Annotated in this window: 18 protein-coding genes; 11 read left to right on the forward strand and 7 right to left on the reverse strand. The window is 74.8% G+C overall.

The genetic code is table 11. From position 1 onward, the window contains the following. The first annotated feature begins 38 nt into the window (after positions 1-38). Complete coding sequence (locus IEZ05_RS17995) at positions 39-836, forward strand: acyltransferase (protein ID WP_189231151.1); 798 nt, start codon at positions 39-41, stop codon at positions 834-836. Positions 837-1056: 220 nt separating this feature from the next. Here the strand turns inward: IEZ05_RS17995 and IEZ05_RS18000 are convergent, their stop codons facing one another. Next, positions 1057-1914, reverse strand: coding sequence for a DMT family transporter (locus IEZ05_RS18000; protein ID WP_189231152.1), 858 nt, complete (start codon positions 1912-1914; stop codon positions 1057-1059). Positions 1915-2011: 97 nt separating this feature from the next. Here IEZ05_RS18000 and IEZ05_RS18005 point away from each other — a divergent pair, with 97 nt between their 5' ends. Together IEZ05_RS18005 and IEZ05_RS18010 are read left to right on the forward strand one after the other, a co-directional pair. Further along, the gene (locus IEZ05_RS18005) at positions 2012-2584 is read left to right on the forward strand and encodes a helix-turn-helix domain-containing protein (RefSeq protein ID WP_189231153.1); all 573 of its coding nucleotides are present in this window, start codon (positions 2012-2014) and stop codon (positions 2582-2584) included. A gap of 43 nt (positions 2585-2627) precedes the next feature. Next, positions 2628-3185, forward strand: coding sequence for a YbaK/EbsC family protein (locus IEZ05_RS18010; RefSeq protein WP_189231154.1), 558 nt, complete (start codon positions 2628-2630; stop codon positions 3183-3185). 13 nt (positions 3186-3198) lie between these two features. On the opposite strand, the gene IEZ05_RS18015 is transcribed toward IEZ05_RS18010, so the two are convergent. Continuing rightward, the gene (locus tag IEZ05_RS18015; RefSeq protein ID WP_189231155.1) at positions 3199-4227 is read right to left on the reverse strand and encodes a cation diffusion facilitator family transporter; all 1029 of its coding nucleotides are present in this window, start codon (positions 4225-4227) and stop codon (positions 3199-3201) included. A 71-nt stretch (positions 4228-4298) separates the two neighbouring features. Between IEZ05_RS18015 and IEZ05_RS18020 the strand changes: the two genes are divergently transcribed. Next, complete coding sequence (locus IEZ05_RS18020; RefSeq protein WP_189231156.1) at positions 4299-4658, forward strand: ArsR/SmtB family transcription factor; 360 nt, start codon at positions 4299-4301, stop codon at positions 4656-4658. A 9-nt stretch (positions 4659-4667) separates the two neighbouring features. On the opposite strand, the gene IEZ05_RS18025 is transcribed toward IEZ05_RS18020, so the two are convergent. Continuing rightward, positions 4668-5891, reverse strand: coding sequence for a 4-hydroxybenzoate 3-monooxygenase (locus IEZ05_RS18025; protein ID WP_189231157.1), 1224 nt, complete (start codon positions 5889-5891; stop codon positions 4668-4670). 59 nt (positions 5892-5950) lie between these two features. Continuing rightward, entirely contained in the window at positions 5951-6358 is a 408-nt protein-coding gene (locus IEZ05_RS18030) for a CoA-binding protein (RefSeq protein ID WP_189231439.1), read from the reverse strand. 128 nt (positions 6359-6486) lie between these two features. Here IEZ05_RS18030 and IEZ05_RS18035 point away from each other — a divergent pair, with 128 nt between their 5' ends. The 4 genes from IEZ05_RS18035 to IEZ05_RS18050 all read left to right on the forward strand — a co-directional run bounded on the left by IEZ05_RS18035 (position 6487) and on the right by IEZ05_RS18050 (position 12257). Then, complete coding sequence (locus IEZ05_RS18035) at positions 6487-7212, forward strand: hypothetical protein (RefSeq protein WP_189231158.1); 726 nt, start codon at positions 6487-6489, stop codon at positions 7210-7212. 53 nt (positions 7213-7265) lie between these two features. After that, positions 7266-7892, forward strand: a complete 627-nt coding sequence (locus tag IEZ05_RS18040; protein ID WP_189231159.1) for a YigZ family protein — start codon at positions 7266-7268, stop codon at positions 7890-7892. A gap of 211 nt (positions 7893-8103) precedes the next feature. Beyond that, positions 8104-9267, forward strand: coding sequence for an exonuclease SbcCD subunit D (locus IEZ05_RS18045; RefSeq protein ID WP_189231160.1), 1164 nt, complete (start codon positions 8104-8106; stop codon positions 9265-9267). Next, entirely contained in the window at positions 9264-12257 is a 2994-nt protein-coding gene (locus tag IEZ05_RS18050; RefSeq protein ID WP_189231161.1) for an AAA family ATPase, read from the forward strand. Before IEZ05_RS18045 ends, IEZ05_RS18050 begins: the two co-directional genes overlap by 4 nt. Positions 12258-12264: 7 nt before the next feature. On the opposite strand, the gene IEZ05_RS18055 is transcribed toward IEZ05_RS18050, so the two are convergent. Continuing rightward, the gene (locus IEZ05_RS18055; RefSeq protein WP_189231162.1) at positions 12265-12711 is read right to left on the reverse strand and encodes an Lrp/AsnC family transcriptional regulator; all 447 of its coding nucleotides are present in this window, start codon (positions 12709-12711) and stop codon (positions 12265-12267) included. A gap of 122 nt (positions 12712-12833) precedes the next feature. On the opposite strand from IEZ05_RS18055, the gene IEZ05_RS18060 reads away from it, so the two are divergent. From IEZ05_RS18060 to IEZ05_RS18070, 3 genes are read left to right on the forward strand one after another with little or no spacing between them, the layout of a single operon-like run. Continuing rightward, on the forward strand, positions 12834-13313 hold the full coding sequence (locus tag IEZ05_RS18060) for a rhodanese-like domain-containing protein (protein WP_189231163.1): 480 nt from the start codon (positions 12834-12836) through the stop codon (positions 13311-13313). A 21-nt stretch (positions 13314-13334) separates the two neighbouring features. Beyond that, entirely contained in the window at positions 13335-13853 is a 519-nt protein-coding gene (locus tag IEZ05_RS18065) for an immunity 21 family protein (protein ID WP_189231164.1), read from the forward strand. A gap of 53 nt (positions 13854-13906) precedes the next feature. Then, positions 13907-14752, forward strand: coding sequence for an SDR family oxidoreductase (locus IEZ05_RS18070; RefSeq protein ID WP_189231165.1), 846 nt, complete (start codon positions 13907-13909; stop codon positions 14750-14752). Positions 14753-14759: 7 nt separating this feature from the next. On the opposite strand, the gene IEZ05_RS18075 is transcribed toward IEZ05_RS18070, so the two are convergent. Beyond that, on the reverse strand, positions 14760-16448 hold the full coding sequence (locus IEZ05_RS18075; RefSeq protein ID WP_189231166.1) for a DUF885 domain-containing protein: 1689 nt from the start codon (positions 16446-16448) through the stop codon (positions 14760-14762). 77 nt (positions 16449-16525) lie between these two features. Further along, a complete protein-coding gene (locus IEZ05_RS18080) occupies positions 16526-17017 on the reverse strand; it encodes an Lrp/AsnC family transcriptional regulator (protein WP_189231167.1) in 492 nt (163 codons plus the stop codon). Between the last annotated feature and the right edge of the window lie 33 nt (positions 17018-17050).

Below are 17050 nucleotides of genomic sequence, written 5' to 3' on the forward strand. Positions count from 1 at the left end.
GCTCCTTCCCCGCGCCGCGTGCTGAGTACCGTGAGCGGGTGCCGAAGCGCAAGAACACGTTCTCGTCCTGGTCCACCCGCCTCGGGCAGCGCGCCGTCCACGCGGGGTGGGCCTGGGTGCAGCGCACCGGCTCCGTCACCGCCGCGCACCCCGGGCGCTTCCGCTTCGGCGGGCTGGGCACGGGCACCCGGCTCGCCTTCCCGCTCGGCACGGTCTTCGGCGAGCCCTGGATCCACGTCGGCGCCCACTGCATCATCGGCGAGCAGGTCACCCTGACCGCCGGGCTCATGCCCGACCTCGACCTCGGTCCCGAGCCGATCCTGCGCATCGGCGACGGAGTCGTCCTCGGCCGCGGCAGCCACGTCATCGCGGACACCACCGTGACCATCGGCAGCGACTGCTACTTCGGCCCGTACGTCTACGTCACCTCCACCAACCACTCCTACGACGATCCGCACCAGCCCATCGGCAAGCAGTGGCCCCGCATGGAGCCGGTGGAGGTCGGCTCCGGCTGCTGGATCGGCACCGGCGCGGTGATCCTGCCCGGCGCCCGGATCGGACGGAACGTGGTGGTGGCCGCCGGTGCCGTGGTCCGGGGCACGGTCCCCGACCACGCCGTGGTGGCGGGCGCACCCGCCCGCGTCGTACGGCGCTGGACGCCCGCGGAGGGCTGGCAGCCGCCACTGCGGACCCCGGCCCCCGTGCCGGTGCCCGACGGCGTCACCCCGGAGCAACTGCGGGCGCTGGCACAGCTGGACGAGGAGGCGGTGGCCCGGCTGGCCGAGCTGGACGACCGCACCGGGGGCAAGCTCGCGGAGCCGGCCGCGGAGGGCTGAGCCGGGGGTGAGGCAGCCTCCGGCATGGGTGAGGCGCGCCGGTCCGCGGGCGCCGGCGTCGGTCCCGGGCTGCACCGCCGGCTGGTGTCGACGCGGGGCCTGGTCCGGATCGTCGGCCGGTGTCGACGCGGAGGCGGGCCGGATCGCCGGCCGGTGTCGACGCGGGGCGGGCCTCCTCGGCGCCGCTGAGCCCGGCCCTCGGGGTGATGCCCCGTCCGTCTCAGCCCGCCGCCAGCAGCAGCGTGCCCACCAGGGCGAGGCCCGCGCCCGCCGCCTGGACGCCGCGCAGCCGTTCGCTCAGGAAGCCGCGTGCCGCCAGTGCCGTCACCACCGGGTAGAGCGAGGCGAGCACCGCGGCCACCGTGACGGGGCCGTGCTGGGCGGCGATCGAGTAGGTGCCGTTCGCCGCGACGTCGGCGAGCCCGACGAAGGCCAGCGCCGGCAGCGCACCCCAGGCGAAGCCGTCCGACGGCAGCGCGGGGGCGCCGCGCCGGACGGACGCCCACAGCGCGAGGCCGCCCGCCGCGACATTGGTGACGCGCTGCACGAACAGGGCGAGGAAGAGACCGGTGAGCGTGGTCGACGCCTCGGCGATCAGGGCCATCACCGTGCCGAAACCGAAGGCCGCGACCAGCGTGAGGAGGACCGCCCGGCGCTGCACCGGGGCGCCCCGCAGGTGAGGCCCGCCGGCGAGGACGACCCCCGCGACGGCGATCAGGATGCCGGCGAACTGCGGCAGCCCCGGGCGTTCGCCCAGGACCAGGCCGACGGTGACCGGGACGGCCACGCCGATCGAGCCGAGCGGCGAGACGACGCCCATCGGGCCGAGGGCCAGGGCCTTGTAGAAGGCGAGCATCGCCACCGGTCCGACCAGTCCGGCGGCGACGGCGAACCACAGGTGCGGTGAGGCCTCGCTCCAGGCGCCGGTGAGGGCCACGATCGTGCCGAGCACGGCGACGGCGATCGACTGCGACACGACGACCACCGTGAGCGCGGGCGTGCGCCGGGTCAGCGTGCCGCCGCCGAAGTCGGCCAGGCCCCACAGGAGGCTGGTGGCCAGGGCGAAGAGCGCTGTCATGATCCGGTCGCCTCGCAGTACAGTTCAGTGAACGATCAGGTGCAGTCCACCGTAGTCCAATCGACTGCACTACGTCATCCAAAATAATGGACGGAATGTGTCGGACCTCGACCTGCTGACCCAGTCCCTGGCGCGGAACGTCAAACGCTGGCGCACCGAGCGCGGCTTCACGCTGGACGCGCTGGCCGCGCGGGCCGGTGTCAGCCGCGGCATGCTCATCCAGATCGAGCAGGCGCGCACCAATCCCAGCCTCGGTACGGTCGTCAAGATCGGTGACGCGCTCGGCGTCAGCATCACCACCCTGCTGGACTACGAACAGGGCCCGGCGGTCCGCATCGTCCCCGCCGAGCAGGCCGTACGGCTCTGGCACACCGACGCGGGCAGCTACAACCGGCTGCTCGCCGGCGCCGAGGCCCCCGGCCCCCTGGAGATGTGGGACTGGCGGCTGATGCCGGGCGAGAGCAGCCCCTCCGACCCCCACCCCGCCGGCACGGTCGAGCTCGTGCACGTCACGGCCGGGGAACTGACGCTCACCGTCGACGGCGTCGCCCACCGCGTACCGACGGGCGCGAGCGCCTCCTTCGAGGCCGCCACCCCGCACACGTACGCCAACGAGGGCGCGGAACCCATGGAGATGATCATGGCGGTGTCGGTGCCGCCCGTCCGCTGAGACGACCGGCCGCGCGGCGGCCCGGAGTTGTTAGCGTGCGGCCATGCACGCACCCATCGGACACTTCGACAGCGCCACTCCCGCTCCGGACCGCCTCGACGAGCTGACCGCCCCGGTCGCCGACGCCGTGCGTCACTGGCGCGGCAGCGTCCCCGCCGAGCAGATCGTCTACGTCGACACCGACCCGCAGTGGGCCGACACCGCCGTCTTCGTCGAGCACTACGGCCGCGAACTGCTGGAGCGGTCCGCGAACTGCGTGGTGGTCGCCGGCAAGCGGGGCGGCGGAAGCACGCTCGCCGCGTGCGTCGTGCTCTCCACGACCCGGGTCGACGTCAACGGAGTCGTGCGCCGTCATCTCGGCGCCCGCAAGGCGTCGTTCGCCTCGATGGACACGGCGACGGGTGAGACCGGCATGGAGTACGGCGGGATCACCCCGGTCGGCCTGCCCGCCGACTGGCCGGTGCTGGTGGACTCGGCCGTCGTCGACCTGCCCTACGTCCTCGTCGGCAGCGGACGCCGCCGCGGCAAGCTGCTGGTTCCGGGCAAGGCCCTCGCGGAGCTGCCCGGGGCCGTGGTGCTGGAAGGGCTGGGCGTCGCCTGACCTCCTTGCCCGGTCACGCGGTGGCGTGGTGGGCCAAGGCCAGATGGGGGTCCCTCTCGCCCGGGGCGGGTGCCGGGTCCGCGTGGACCAGGGCGGCGGTGAGCCTCGGCACGGCGTGCAGCAGGGCGTGCTCGGCCTCGACGGCGATGCGATGGGCCTCGCGGACCGTCGCCTCGCCGTCCACGACCACCGCCACCTCGGCGCGCAGTCGGTGCCCGATCCAGCGCAGCCGCAGCTCACCCACCGCACGCACGCCGGGGACCTCGGTCAATGCCCGCTCGGCCCGGTCCACCAGCGCCGGATCGACGGCGTCCATCAGCCGCCGGAACACCTCGCGTGCCGCGTTCCGCAGGACGAGCGCGATCGCGGCCGTGATCGCCAGTCCCACGACCGGGTCGGCGAGCCGCCACCCCAGTGCCGCGCCCCCGGCGCCCAGCAGTACGGCCAGGGACGTGAACCCGTCCGTGCGGGCGTGCAGCCCGTCGGCCACCAGCGCGGCGGAGCCGATCGCCCGGCCGACGCGGATCCGGTAGCGGGCCACCCACTCGTTGCCGGCGAAACCGACCAGGGCGGCCACGGCCACCGCCGGGACGTGCGCGACCGGGCGCGGGTCGAACAGCCGGTCGACCGCCGTCCACGCCGCGAAGACGGCGGACGCGGCGATCGTCAGCACGATCACGACGCCCGCCAGGTCCTCCGCCCGCCCGTAGCCGTACGTGAAGCGGCGGGTGGCCGCACGCCGGCCCAGGACGAAGGCGATGCCCAGGGGGACGGCGGTCAGGGCGTCCGCCGTGTTGTGCACCGTGTCCCCGAGCAGGGCCACCGACCCGGAGACGGCCACCACGACCGCCTGCGCCAGCGCCGTCGCGCCGAGCACCGCCAACGACACCCACAGCGCGCGCAGGCCGCGGGCCGAGGACTCCAGGGCGGGGTCGATCCGGTCGCCACTCTCGTGGGAGTGCGGGGCGAGGAGGTGCGCGAGCCGGTGACGCCGGGAGGCTTCGGCATGGTGGCGGTGGTGGTGCCGGTGCGGGTCGCTCACGAGGTTCCCCTTCCGGTGGGTCCGGTGCGGTCGGGTGGACGTGTGACGGCCCACGGCGCCATTATGTGCGTATGAGCGCACGCATGCACCTCTCACCTGCGCACGATGCGCATCCACACCCCCCGGACGAGGAGCGGTTCGCGCTCGCCGCCGACCTTCTCGCCCTGCTCGGCGATCGCACCCGCCTCACCCTGCTGCACGCCCTGTCCGACGGCGAGGCCGATGTCGGCACGCTCACCGAGGTGTGCGGTGCGGCCCGGCCCGCGGTCAGCCAGCACCTGGCCCGGCTGAGGCTGGCCGGTCTGGTGAACACCCGCAAGGACGGCCGCCGCGTCGTCTACTCGCTCCGGGACGGACATCTGCGCCGCCTGGTCGGCGAGGCGTTGAACGTGGCCCACCACCGGCTCGGGGACCGGCCGCCCCACGACTGAGGGGACGGTTCAGCCGGTGGTCTCCGCACCGAGGTACTGCTCGGCGAACGCCGTCGCCGCGACGCGCGAGGCGAACAGCCGGCGGAGCCGGGCGTGTGTGAGGGCCGCTCGGTACGGGTCGCCCGACGCCGTGCCGTGGTACAGCTCCGAGAGCCACTGCGAGAACTCCTGGTAGTCCCACACCCGGGACAGGCAGGCGGCCGAGTAGCCGGACAGCCCGCGCCCGTCGCCCTCGGTGAGCCGGGCGACCAGCGCGTCGCCGAGCAGGAAGGCGTCGTGCAGGGCGAGGTTCATGCCCTTGGCGGCGATGGGGACGGTCAGATGGGCGGCGTCGCCGGCGAGGTGGAGCCGCCCGAACACCATGGGTTCGACCACGTAGCCGTGCATGTCGAGGACGCGCTTCTCGATCAGCCGCCCCTCCTTCAGCGGCGGGGCGCCGGCCGCGCCGAGGCGTTCCCGCAGCTCGGCCCAGACCCGGTCGTGCGGCCAGTTCTCCGGGTCGTCGCCCGGCGGACACTGCAGGTAGTAACGGGTCACCTCGGGGCTGCGCTGCATGTGGCCCGCGAAGCCGCGCGGATGCATGCCGAAGACGACGCAGTCGCAGGACGGGGGCGCCTCGGCGAGGAGCGCCAGCCAGCCGACGCCGTAGTCGTACCGCGCGACACCGGCCCGCCCCGGCGGCAGCGCCGTACGCGTCACGCCGCGCGCGCCGTCGCAGCCGGCGACGAAGTCGCAGTCCGCGAACCGGCGTTCACCCGACTCCGGGCAGAGGTACGACACCGAGGGCCGGTCGGACTCGAGGTCGTGCAGGCGAACGTCCCGCACCCCGAACCGGACCGCCCCGCCCCGCACGTCCGCGTACTCGCGCACCAGGTCCGTCACCAGGAACTGCTGCGGATAGACGTAGTGGTGACGTCCCGTCAGCTCCGTGTACCGCAACCGGTACCGCTCCCCGGCGAAGCGGAACTCGCACTCCTCGTGCACCTGCCCCTGCTCCAGCAGGTTCCGCGCCAGCCCGCGCCGTTCCAGCCCGCGCACGGCCCACTCCTCGACGACCCCGGCCCGGGGCCGCCGCTCGATGAACTCACGGCTCTCGGTCTCCAGGACCAGGCAGTCGACACCGGCGGCGCGCAGCACGTTGCCGACGGTGAGCCCGGCGGGGCCGGCGCCCACGACGACGACCGAAAAACGTTGCCGGGTACCGGAGTCGACGGGGAGGGAGGCGTCAGTCACGCGTGCATTATGTCGGCGGCCCACGCCGACGGGAACGCCCGCGACGACCGTGCGTCGCCCTAGCCGAGCCGCGGGATCTCGATCGCCGGGCAGCGGTCCATCACCATCTCCAGGCCCGCCGCCCGGGTCCGCTCGTAGGCGGCCTCGTCGACCACGCCGAGCTGGAACCAGACCGCCCCGGCCCCCTTGGCGACCGCCTCGTCGGCCACCGCCCCGGCGAGGTCGCTGTTGACGAACACGTCGACCACGTCCACGTCGAACGGGATGTCCTCCAGGGAGGCGTACCCCCGCTCGCCCTGCACCGTCTCCGCCTTGGGATGCACCGGCACCACCCGCTTGCCGAAGCGCCGGAGCACCTCGGCGACGCCGTACGCTGCGCGCTGCCGGTTCGACGACAGCCCCACCACCGCCCAGGTGTCGCCCAGCTCGGTGAGAATCTTGCGGACGGTTGCCTCGTCGCCGTACACCGGCGGCCTCCTCGGACTCATGGACGGACGGTCGTCAGCGACAACCGAGGACGGCGGGCGGTGATTCCCCGCCACCCCCGGCGCGTGCCCACGGTGCGCCGGAGGCGCGGCCCGCCTACGCTCACCCCGTGCTGCGCATCATCGACGCCCGGACCGGCGAACCGGTCCCCGCCGCCCCCGTCCGGCGGGGCTTCACCCGTGTCGAGGCGCACGTGCCGGGCCGGGACGCCACCGGCCTGCGCGTGCTGCTCGTCGCCGACGTCCTCGTCCGTGCCCTGGAGGTCGGCGGCACGCCCGTGTGGGCGCTGCTGACGGGGGCGGGGGAGCGGGACGGACTGCGGGCGGACGCCGCCGCCCTCGGCATCCCTCCCTTCGAGGACGGCCCGGGCGGCTCGGACGGCCCGGGTGCCTCCCAGGCCCTCCATGTCGTGCGGGAGGGTGCCGCGGCTCCCGACGGCGCGACGGTCGCCGTCGCCCCCGTCGACCCGGCGCGGCCGGACCCCGTGGCCGACGCCGACCCCTACGCCCTGCGCCTGGCCCTGCTGGAACGGCACCGGAGCGCGCCCGTGCGGCTCGACGCGACCGCGCTCGGCGACGCCGGCGCCACCCTCGCCCGCCTGCGCCGCGCGGTCGCCGCCTGGGCACGGCAGCCCTCCCTCCCCGTTCCCGACGACGTGCGCGACCGGCTCCGGGCCGCCTGGGAGGACGACCTCGACATCCCCGCTCTCCTCCGGGTGCTTCGCCGGGTGGAGACCGACCCGGCTGTCGCGGACGGCGCCCGCTTCGAGACCTTCGCCTACGCGGACCGGCTTCTCGGGCTCGCCCTCACCCGCGACGTGGGATCCCCGGCCTGACCTCGCGCCGGGCGGCACCCGGCACGCTCCCGGCCACGGACTAGGCTGGCCGGATGCAGGACGAGTACCGCACGGTGCCCCGCGCGGGCGTGCACGAGACCGAGATCAACCGCTCGCGCTTCCTGTGCGCCCTCGCCCCGGCGGCCACCGAGGAGGAGGCCCAGGCGTTCATCGCGTCCGTGCGCAAGCGGCACGCCGACGCCAACCACAACTGCTGGGCGTACGTCATCGGTGCCGACGCCGCCGTGCAGAAGGCCAGTGACGACGGGGAGCCCGGCGGCACCGCGGGCGTCCCGATGCTCCAGATGCTGCTGCGCCGCGACATGCGGTACGTCGTCGCCGTCGTCACCCGCTACTTCGGCGGCGTCAAGCTCGGCGCGGGCGGCCTCATCCGTGCCTACGGGGGAGCGGTCGGCGAGGCCCTGGACCACCTCGGCACGCTCACCCGCCGCAGGTTCCGCCTGGCCACGGTGACCGTCGACCACCAGCGGGCCGGCAAGCTCCAGAACGAGCTGCGCGCGACCGGGCGGGAGGTGCGCGACGTGCGCTACGCCGAGGCCGTCACCATCGAGATCGGCCTGCCGGACGCCGACGTCGACGCCTTCCGGGGCTGGCTGGCGGACGCGACGGCGGGGACGGCCGGGTTCGAGCTCGGGGGAGAGGCGTACGGGGACGCCTGAGTCGGACACCCCACACTCTGCCGGACCCGCACGGTACGCGTAAGCCCCTCTTCCCGGACAATCCGGGCGTCGATTCGCGGGATGGGCGGACATTCGTGGGAGGAGTGGTGCGCGGACGTACTAGCGTGGTCGGGGCCGACCACGATCGGGTGGTCGTTCGTGCGGGCTGTGAGGGTGCGGTGGGAGTGGGCGTGCGGGGCGGAGCTGACTCGTGAGATTGCTGCACACGTCCGACTGGCATCTCGGCCGGGCGTTCCACCGGGTGAACATGCTCGGCGCCCAGTCCGCGTTCATCGGCCACCTCGTCGAGACGGTGCGCGAGCACCGCGTCGACGCAGTGGTCGTGTCGGGGGACGTGTACGACCGGGCGGTGCCGCCGCTCGCCGCGGTCGAGCTGTTCGACGACGCCCTGCACCGCCTCGCCCGCCTCGGGGTGCCGACGGTGATGATCTCCGGCAACCACGACTCGGCCCGCCGCCTCGGCGTCGGTGCCGGACTCATCGACCGCGCCGGCATCCACCTGCGCACCGACCCGGCGGGCTGCGGCACCCCGGTCGTGCTGGCCGACGGCCACGGGGACGTGGCCTTCTACGGGCTGCCCTATCTGGAACCCGCCCTGGTGAAAACCGAGTTCGCGGTGGAGAAGGCCGGGCACGAGAGCGTGCTCGCCGCCGCCATGGACCGGGTCCGCGCCGACCTCGCCGGTCGCGCGCCGGGCACCCGCTCCGTCGTCCTCGCGCACGCCTTCGTCACCGGCGGCGAGCAGAGCGACAGCGAGCGGGACATCACCGTCGGCGGAGTCGCCGCCGTGCCCTCCGGCGTCTTCGACGGCGTGGACTACGTGGCGCTGGGCCACCTGCACGGCTGCCAGACCATCACCGAGCGCGTCCGTTACTCCGGCTCCCCGCTGCCGTACTCCTTCTCGGAGGCCGCCCACCGCAAGAGCATGTGGCTCGTCGACCTCGACGCCGACGGCTCGGTCACCGCCGAGCGCGTCGACTGCCCGGTGCCGCGCCCGCTGGCCCGGCTGCGAGGCACCCTGGACGAGCTGCTCGCCGACCCGGAGCTGACCCGGCACGAGGACGCGTGGGTCGAGGCGACCCTCACCGACCCCGTCCGGCCGGCCGACCCCATGGCCCGGCTCACCGAGCGCTTCCCGCACACCCTCAGCCTCGTCTTCGCCCCCGACCGCGCCCCGGACGACCCCGCGGTGTCCTACGCCCGCCGCCTCGCGGGCCGCAGCGACCAGCAGATCGCGGAGGACTTCGTGGCGCACGTGCGCGGCGTGGGACCCGACGGCCGTGAGCAGACCGTGCTGCGGGACGCCTTCGACGCGGTGCGCGCGGACGAGACCGTGCGGGAGGTGGCCCGGTGAGGCTGCACCGGCTCGACATCACGGCCTTCGGGCCCTTCGGCGGATCGCAGAGCGTCGACTTCGACGACCTGTCGGCGGCCGGACTGTTCCTGCTGCACGGACCTACGGGCGCCGGCAAGACGTCCGTCCTCGACGCCGTCTGCTACGCGCTGTACGGCTCCGTCCCCGGCGCCCGGCAGAGCGGCCAGGGCATGACCCTGCGCAGCGACCACGCCGCCGTCGGCACCCGCACCGAGGTGCGCCTCGAACTCACCGTCGCCGGACGACGGCTGGAGGTCACCCGCCAGCCGCCGTGGGAACGCCCCAAGCTGCGCGGCAAGGGCACCACCGTGGACAAGGCCCAGACCTGGCTGCGCGAGTACGACGCGACGGCCGGGGCCTGGAAGGACCTCAGCCGCTCCCACCAGGAGATCGGCGAGGAGGTCACCCAGCTGCTCGGCATGAGCCGCGAGCAGTTCTGCCAGGTCGTCCTGCTGCCCCAGGGCGACTTCGCCCGCTTCCTGCGCGCCGACGCCGAGGCACGCGGCAAGCTGCTCGGCCGGCTCTTCGACACCCGCCGCTTCGCCGAGGTCGAGAAGCGTCTCGCCGAGCGGCGCCGCACGACCGAGACCCAGGTGCGGGAAGGGGACGCCGTACTACTCGCGGACGCCCACCGGATGCAGCAGGCCGCCGGCGACGCCATGGTCCTGCCGGAGCTGGCACCGGGCGACCCGGGCCTCGCCGAGGCCGTGCTGAGCGCGGCCGCCGTCGCCCGCAGCACCGCCCGGGAACTGCTGGCCGTGGCCGACTGCCGGCTCACCGCCGCCGAGGCCGCCCAGGCCGCCGCCGAACGCGACCTCGCCGACACGCGCGAACGGGACCGGCTGCAACGCCGGTACACCGAGGCACGGCAGCGGGCCGAGCGGCTGGCGGAAGGGGCCGACGCCCACCGTGCCGCGCAGCGGCGCATGGAGCGGGCCCGCAAGGCCGAAGCGGTCGCCCCCGCCCTGGAGCTGCGGGACGCCGCCGACGCCGAACACCGGCGGGCGGCCGACACGGAGGCACGCGCGCGCGCCCTGCTGCCCGACGCCCTCACCGACGCCGGTGCCGCCGGACTGGCCGCCGCGGCACGCCGGACGGCCGAGGAACTGGGCTCGCTGGAGTCGGCCCGGCGGGCGGAAGGGCGCCTCGCCGAACTCGCCGCGGAACGCGCCGGCCTGGACCGGCAGGAACGGGCCGACGAGGACGTCCTGCACGAGGCGGAGACCTGGCTGGCCGACTGGGAGATCCACCGCGCCGGTCTCCAGGCCCGGGTCGACTCCGCGCAGGAGGCCGCGACCCAGGCCGAACAGCTCGCCGTGCAGCGCGACCCGGCGCAGCGGCGGCTGGACGCGGCCCGGGAACGGGACCGGCTCGCCGTCGCGGCGGACACGGCCGAGCGGCAGGCACTGGCCTCGGCACAGGACGCCGTCGAGGCCCGCGCCCACTGGCTCGACCTCAAGGAACAGCGGCTGAACGGCATCGCCGCCGAACTCGCCGCACACCTCACCGACGGCGCACCCTGCGCCGTGTGCGGCGCCACCGAACACCCCGCCCCCGCACGCCGGGTCGCCGGGCACGTCGACCGGGACGCCGAGGAGCGGGCGCTCGCCGCCCACCAGGAGGCGGAGGAGCGGCGCGCGGACGCCGAGCGGCGCCTCGGCTCCGTACGGGAGGCACTCGCCGCCGTCACGGCGGAGGCCGGGGACGCCCCCACCGGGCAACTGGCCGAAGAGGCCGAGGAACTGGAGCGCCGGTACGCGCGGGCGCGGGCCCTCGCCTCGGGACTGCACGCCGCGCAGGAGGAGCTGCGCCGGGCGGAGCGGGAGCGGGAACAGCGCATCGCGGCCCAGCAGGAGGCCGCCGTCCGGGCCGCCTCCCGCGTGGCCCACCGGGAACGGCTGCAGCGCGAACACGCCTCGCTGGAGGAGGAGTTGGCCCAGGCCCGCGGCACGGCCGACAGCGTCGCCGCGCGGGCCGCCCAGCTGGAGCGGCGGGCCGCCCTGCTCACCGAGGCCGCCGACGCCGCGCGCGTCGCCGAGGACACCGCCCAGCGGCTCAAGGACGCCGACGCCCGCCTCGCCGACGCCGCCTTCCGGGCCGGGTTCGACACGCCGCGGGAGGCGGCCGACGCCCTCCTCGACGACGCCGCCCACCGCGACCTCCAGCGACGACTGGACGCCTGGGGGACCGAGGAGGCCGCCGTCCGCGCGGTCCTCGCCGAGGCCGACACCGCCGACGCCGCCCAGCAGCCGCCCGCCGACCTCGCCGCCGCGGAACGCGACGCGGCCGACGCGGGCCGGCGGCTGCGGGACGCCGCCTCCGCACGCGACGCCGCCGCCCGGCGCTGCGCCGAACTCGGCCGGCTGTCCGAGCACGCCACCGCCTCGGTGCGCCGGCTCGCCCCCCTGCGCGAGGAGTACGACCGCGTCGCCCGCCTCGCGTCCCTCGCCGCGGGCACCTCGGCGGACAACGAACGCCGGATGCGCCTGGAGTCGTACGTGCTGGCGGCCCGACTGGAACAGGTCGCCGCCGCGGCGACCGCACGGTTGCAGCGGATGTCCTCGGGCCGCTACACCCTCGTCCACTCCGACGACCGCACCGGTCGCGGACGCAGCGGCCTCGGACTGCACGTCGTCGATGCCTGGACCGGCCGGGAGCGGGACACGTCGACCCTGTCCGGCGGCGAGACGTTCTTCGCCTCCCTCGCCCTGGCGCTGGGCCTCGCCGACGTCGTCACCGACGAGGCGGGCGGGGTCCGCCTGGACACCCTCTTCATCGACGAGGGGTTCGGCAGCCTCGACGACCAGACCCTCGACGAGGTCCTCGACGTCCTGGACTCGCTGCGCGAGCGGGACCGCAGCGTCGGCATCGTCAGCCACGTCGCCGACCTGCGGCGCCGTGTCCACGCCCAACTGGAGGTCGTCAAGGGCAGGTCGGGCTCCGTGCTGCGGCAGCGGGGCGTGGGCTGAGCCGGTCTCAGCGTCCCAGGGGACGACGGGGCAGCGGTGAGGAGTACACGACGCTCGTGGTCACCGAGCCCAGCGCGCCGATCCGGCCCGCCACCTCCTCCAGGTGCCGCATCGAACGGGCCGCGACCTTGATCACGAAGCAGTCGTCGCCCGTGACGTGGTGCGCCTCGAGGATCTCGGGCGTGACGGCCACCAGGTCGTGGAAGGGCTTGTAGTTCCCGGTCGGGTAGCGCAGTCGCACGAACGCCAGGATCGGCATCCCCAGCCGGTCCGGGTCCACGACGGCCGCGTACCCCTGGATGATCCCGGCCTCCTCCATGCGGCGCACCCGCTCGGTCACCGCGCTCGCCGACATGGAGACGGTCCGGGCCAGCTCGGCGAAACCGGTCCGCCCGTCCCGCTGGAGGACGTCCAGGATGAGCCAGTCGGTCGCGTCCGGGGAATACGTGGTCATCCCGGAGGAATACCAGGGGAATCCCCGGCAGATCAAGAGGAAGGCCGGGGATCGTCCCTTCTGAGGAGGGTGCTCCGCCCGTAGATTTCCTGGCCAGGAGATCCACCGAGGAAGGCCGGACCATGACTGCCACCACCACCGCCAACCCCGTGCTGCGCGTCCCGCCCGCGGCCCCCGCCGACGCCGCCGCGTACTTCCGGGCGAGCCTCGCCTTCCACGCGGACGCCTCCGACGTCGCCGCCGCGCTGGCGGCCGGCGGCGACCCCGGATTCGTCGTCGTGGACTCCCGCTCCACCGAGTCCTGGGACCAGGGCCACGTCCCCGGCGCGGTCCACCTGCCGACCGCGCTCATTCCCGGACAGGCCGGGCAGCTCCTCGACAGGTCCGTGCCGGTCGTCACCTACTGCTGGGGCCCCGGCTGCAACGGCGCCACCCGCGCCGCGCTCGCCCTCGCCGAACTCGGCTACCAGGTCAAGGAGATGCTCGGCGGCTTCGAGTACTGGGTGCGCGAGGGCTTCGCGTACGAGACCTGGCAGGGGATCGAGAACCGCCCCGCCGATCCGCTGACCGCCCCGGTGGACGCGGCCGACTGCGGCTGCTGACGGACGTGTAGGTTCTGCCGCATGGTGCGATACGCGGAGCCGGGCGCGGTGGAGTGGGTGGAGTCGGGCGGCGGTCCGCTCATAGCGGTGCCGGAGACGGTCCTGCCGTTCTGGACCGGCGCCGACGGCGAGGAGACGGCCTCCGACTACGACCGGGCCTGCGAGGTCGACGGCCAGGTCGGTCTCCTCCCGGTCGGCGACTCGGCGGCCCTGGTCCTCGGCGACGAACCCGCCTCCACCGCCTACCTGCCGGGCCACGGCGCCTTCGTCCGCTGGTGCGCGGCCGACTCCGAGGACGAGGTGCTGGCCGGCGTGCCCGGCGCCCTCGGCACGGCCGACTGGGAGCCTGAGGTGACCTGGCAGGTGCCCGGCCCGGTGCTCCTGTTCGACGCGGCCTGGCCCGGCACCGCCTGCGAGCGGGCCGACCACGTCCGGGTGGCCCTGGAACCCGGCCGGTACGCGGTGCGCGCGGCCGACGTCCGGCCCGGCCCCGAGACATGGCTGAACGTCGTACAACTGCGGCGGCTCACCGACCGGTAGGTCCCGCGATAACGGTGTGCGCCAGGCCGGCGGACCGCCCATCATGGGTGCCCATGCCCCGACTCGATCACCCCGCACCCGAAGACCTGCGCCGCGACCCCCTGCCCCTGCGCGGCCGGACCGCCCTCGTCACCGGCGCCAGCAGGCGCGCCGGCATCGGCCACGCCGTCGCCCGGCGGCTCGCCGCCTACGGCGCCGGCGTCTACCTGCACCACCACGTCCCGCACGACGCCGCCATGCCCTGGGGCGCCGACCGGATCGACGACGTGGTCGCCTCGGTGCGCGCGGCACTCGGCGACCCCGACGCCACCGTGCAGGCCGGGCCCGGCGATCTGGCCGACCCCGCCGTACCCGGCGAACTCCTCGCCAGGGCCGCGGACGCCCTCGGCGGACGGCTGGACATCCTGGTCGCCAACCACGCCCTCAGCGGCTCCGACGGCACCCTCGACACGATCGACGCCGCGATGCTCGACGCGCACTGGGCCGTCGACACCCGCTCGGTGCTGCTGCTCGTCCAGGCCTACGCCCGGCTGCGTGCCGCGCTGCCGCCCCGCACCCCGGGCGGACGCGTCGTACTGATGACCTCCGGGCAGGACATCGCCGGCGGCATGCCCGGCGAGATCGCCTACGCGCTGCAGAAGGGCGCGCTCGCCTCCATCACCCGCTCCCTGTCCACGACCCTTGCCGAGTGCGCGATCACCGTGAACGCGGTCAACCCGGGCCCCGTGGACACCGGTTACCTGACCGGCGCGGACCACGAGGCCATCGCCGCGCTCTTCCCCGCCGGGCGGTGGGGCACGCCCGACGACCCGGCCCGCCTCATCGCGTGGCTCGCCACGGACGAGGCGGAGTGGGTCACCGGTCAGGTCGTCGACTCCGAGGGAGGCTTCCGGCGCTGACCGGCTGTCAGAGCCGCGACAGCTCGTCCACCAGGTCGTCCAGGCCCAGCGAGCCCTGGGAGAGCGCCGCCATGTGCCACGCCTTCGCGTCGAAGGCGTCGCCGTGCCGCTTGCGGGCGTTCTCGCGGCCCAGCAGCCACGCGCGCTCGCCGAGCTTGTAGCCGATCGCCTGGCCCGGAATCGTCAGGTACCGGGTCAGCTCGCTCTCCACGAAGTCCGCCGGGCGGCTGCTGTGCGCGCCGAAGAACTCCTGCGCCAGCTCCGGCGTCCACCGCTCACCCGGGTGGAACGGCGAGTCCGCCGGGATCTCCAGCTCCAGGTGCATGCCGATGTCCACGATGACCCGGGCGGCCCGCATCATCTGCGCGTCCAGATAGCCGAGCCGCTGCTCCGCGTCCGTCAGGAAGCCCAGCTCGTCCATCAGCCGCTCCGCGTACAGCGCCCAGCCCTCGGCGTTGGCGCTGACCATGCCGACCGAGGCCTGGTAGCGGGAGAGGTTCTCGGCGACGTGCGCCCACTGCGCGAGCTGCAGGTGGTGGCCCGGGACGCCCTCGTGGTACCAGGTGGAGACCAGGTCGTAGACCGGGAAGCGGGTCAGGCCCATCGTCGGCAGCCAGGTCCGGCCGGGGCGCGAGAAGTCCTCCGAGGGGGGCGTGTAGTACGGGGCCGCAGCACTGCCGGGCGGGGCGATGCGCGACTCCACCTTCCGGACCCGCTCGGCGAGTTCGAAGTGGGTGCCGTCCAGCGCCTCGATCGCCTGGTCCATCAGGCCCTGGAGCCAGTCGCGGACCTCGTCCACGCCCTCGATGTGCTTGCCGTGCTCGTCCAGGTGCGCCAGCGCCTCCCAGGGCGTCCCGGCGCCCGGCAGGATCTTCTCCGCCTCCTGCTTCATCTCGGCGAGCAGCCGGTGGTACTCGGCCCAGCCGTACGCGTACGCCTCGTCCAGGTCGAGGTCGGTGCCGTTGTAGTAGCGCGACCAGCGGGCGTAGCGCTCGCGGCCCACCGTGTTCGGGGCGCCCTCGATCGCCGGCGCGTACACGTCGCGCATCCAGTCCCCCAGCTCCACCACGGCCGCGGTCGCACCCCGCGCCGCCTCGTCCAGCTCGGTGCGCAGCGCCTCGGGGCCGGCGGCGGCGAAGTCCTCGAACCAGCCGCGTCCCTCACCCGTGTCCGCCCACTCGCCGAGCTGCTCGACGAAGGTCGCGGTCGGGCGCGGAGCGGCGTACAGCTTGCGCTCGAGGCCCAGGGCGAGGGACTCGCGGTAGCCCGCCAGCGCGGCCGGCACCGCGCGCAGCCGCTCGGCGATCCGCGTCCAGTCCTCGTCCGTCCCGGTCGGCGTGACCGTGAAGACCTCACGCACCGAGTGCGCGGCCGTCCCCATGTTGCCGACCGAGCGCAGGCCCTCCTCGGCCTCGTGCACCGCGAGTTCCGCCGTGAGGCGCTCCCGCAGCAGCCGGGCGCAGCGCCGCTCCACGTCGCTGTCGCCGCCGGGCCGACGCTCCGCCTCGTCCAGCCGGGCGAGGGTGGCCCGCGCCAGCTCCGCGAGGGCCTCCTGCCCCGCCGGGGAGAAGTCGGGCAGGCGGCTGGAACTCTCGGCCACACCGAGATACGTACCGGTGACCGGGTCGAGGGCGATGAGCTCGTCGACGTAGGCGTCGGCGACCTCGCGGGGCAGCGGGCTCTTGGTCTCTGACATGCGGACATCCTCATACGGATACCGGTGCCGCGTCAGCCCGCTCGCCCGGCCCGCTGCCGCGGGCGGCTGGATTTCGCTCAGGGCGTGGCCCCGGGTGAGGCGGGCGGCAGCAGGGGGCCGCACTCCCACTGCTGGAAGATCAGCCGGGTCTCGACGCGGGCCACCTCCTTGCGGGACGTGAACTCGTCCAGGACCAGCCGCTGCAGGTCCGCCATGTCCGCGACCGCGACATGCACGAGGTAGTCGTCCGGGCCGGTCAGATGGAAGACGGTGCGCGACTCGGGCAGCGCCCGGATCCGCTCCACGAACGGCCCGACCAGCTCCCGCCGGTGCGGGCGCACCTGCACCGACAGCAGCGCCTGGAGTCCTCGCCCCAGCTTCGCCGGGTCCAGCTCCAGCCGGTGGCCGAGGATCACCCCGGCCCGCCGCAGCCGGGTCACCCGGTCCAGGCAGGTCGACGGCGCGACCCCGACCTGGGCGGCGAGGTCGCGGTAGGTGGTCCGGGCGTCGTTCTGCAGCAGCCGCAGCAGGTGGAGATCCACCGGATCCAGTACGACAGATTCGGCCATACGCCGAACGTAACACGGGAACTGGCCCCGATA

Origin of the sequence: Streptomyces flaveolus (assembly GCF_014648815.1) — a bacterium.
GTDB classification, from domain to species: Bacteria; Actinomycetota; Actinomycetes; order Streptomycetales; family Streptomycetaceae; genus Streptomyces; species Streptomyces flaveolus.

What these genes read in the sequence shown, in the direction of transcription:
- IEZ05_RS18000 (WP_189231152.1), bottom strand. Translation starts at nt 1,914, where the DNA reads ATGACAGCGCTCTTCGCCCTGGCCACCAGCCTCCTGTGGGGCCTGGCC.
- IEZ05_RS18010 (WP_189231154.1), top strand. Translation starts at nt 2,628, where the DNA reads ATGCACGCACCCATCGGACACTTCGACAGCGCCACTCCCGCTCCGGAC.
- IEZ05_RS18020 (WP_189231156.1), top strand. Translation starts at nt 4,299, where the DNA reads ATGAGCGCACGCATGCACCTCTCACCTGCGCACGATGCGCATCCACAC.
- IEZ05_RS18040 (WP_189231159.1), top strand. Translation starts at nt 7,266, where the DNA reads ATGCAGGACGAGTACCGCACGGTGCCCCGCGCGGGCGTGCACGAGACC.
- IEZ05_RS18055 (WP_189231162.1), bottom strand. Translation starts at nt 12,711, where the DNA reads ATGACCACGTATTCCCCGGACGCGACCGACTGGCTCATCCTGGACGTC.
- IEZ05_RS18060 (WP_189231163.1), top strand. Translation starts at nt 12,834, where the DNA reads ATGACTGCCACCACCACCGCCAACCCCGTGCTGCGCGTCCCGCCCGCG.
- IEZ05_RS18065 (WP_189231164.1), top strand. Translation starts at nt 13,335, where the DNA reads ATGGTGCGATACGCGGAGCCGGGCGCGGTGGAGTGGGTGGAGTCGGGC.
- IEZ05_RS18070 (WP_189231165.1), top strand. Translation starts at nt 13,907, where the DNA reads ATGCCCCGACTCGATCACCCCGCACCCGAAGACCTGCGCCGCGACCCC.
- IEZ05_RS18075 (WP_189231166.1), bottom strand. Translation starts at nt 16,448, where the DNA reads ATGTCAGAGACCAAGAGCCCGCTGCCCCGCGAGGTCGCCGACGCCTAC.
- IEZ05_RS18080 (WP_189231167.1), bottom strand. Translation starts at nt 17,017, where the DNA reads ATGGCCGAATCTGTCGTACTGGATCCGGTGGATCTCCACCTGCTGCGG.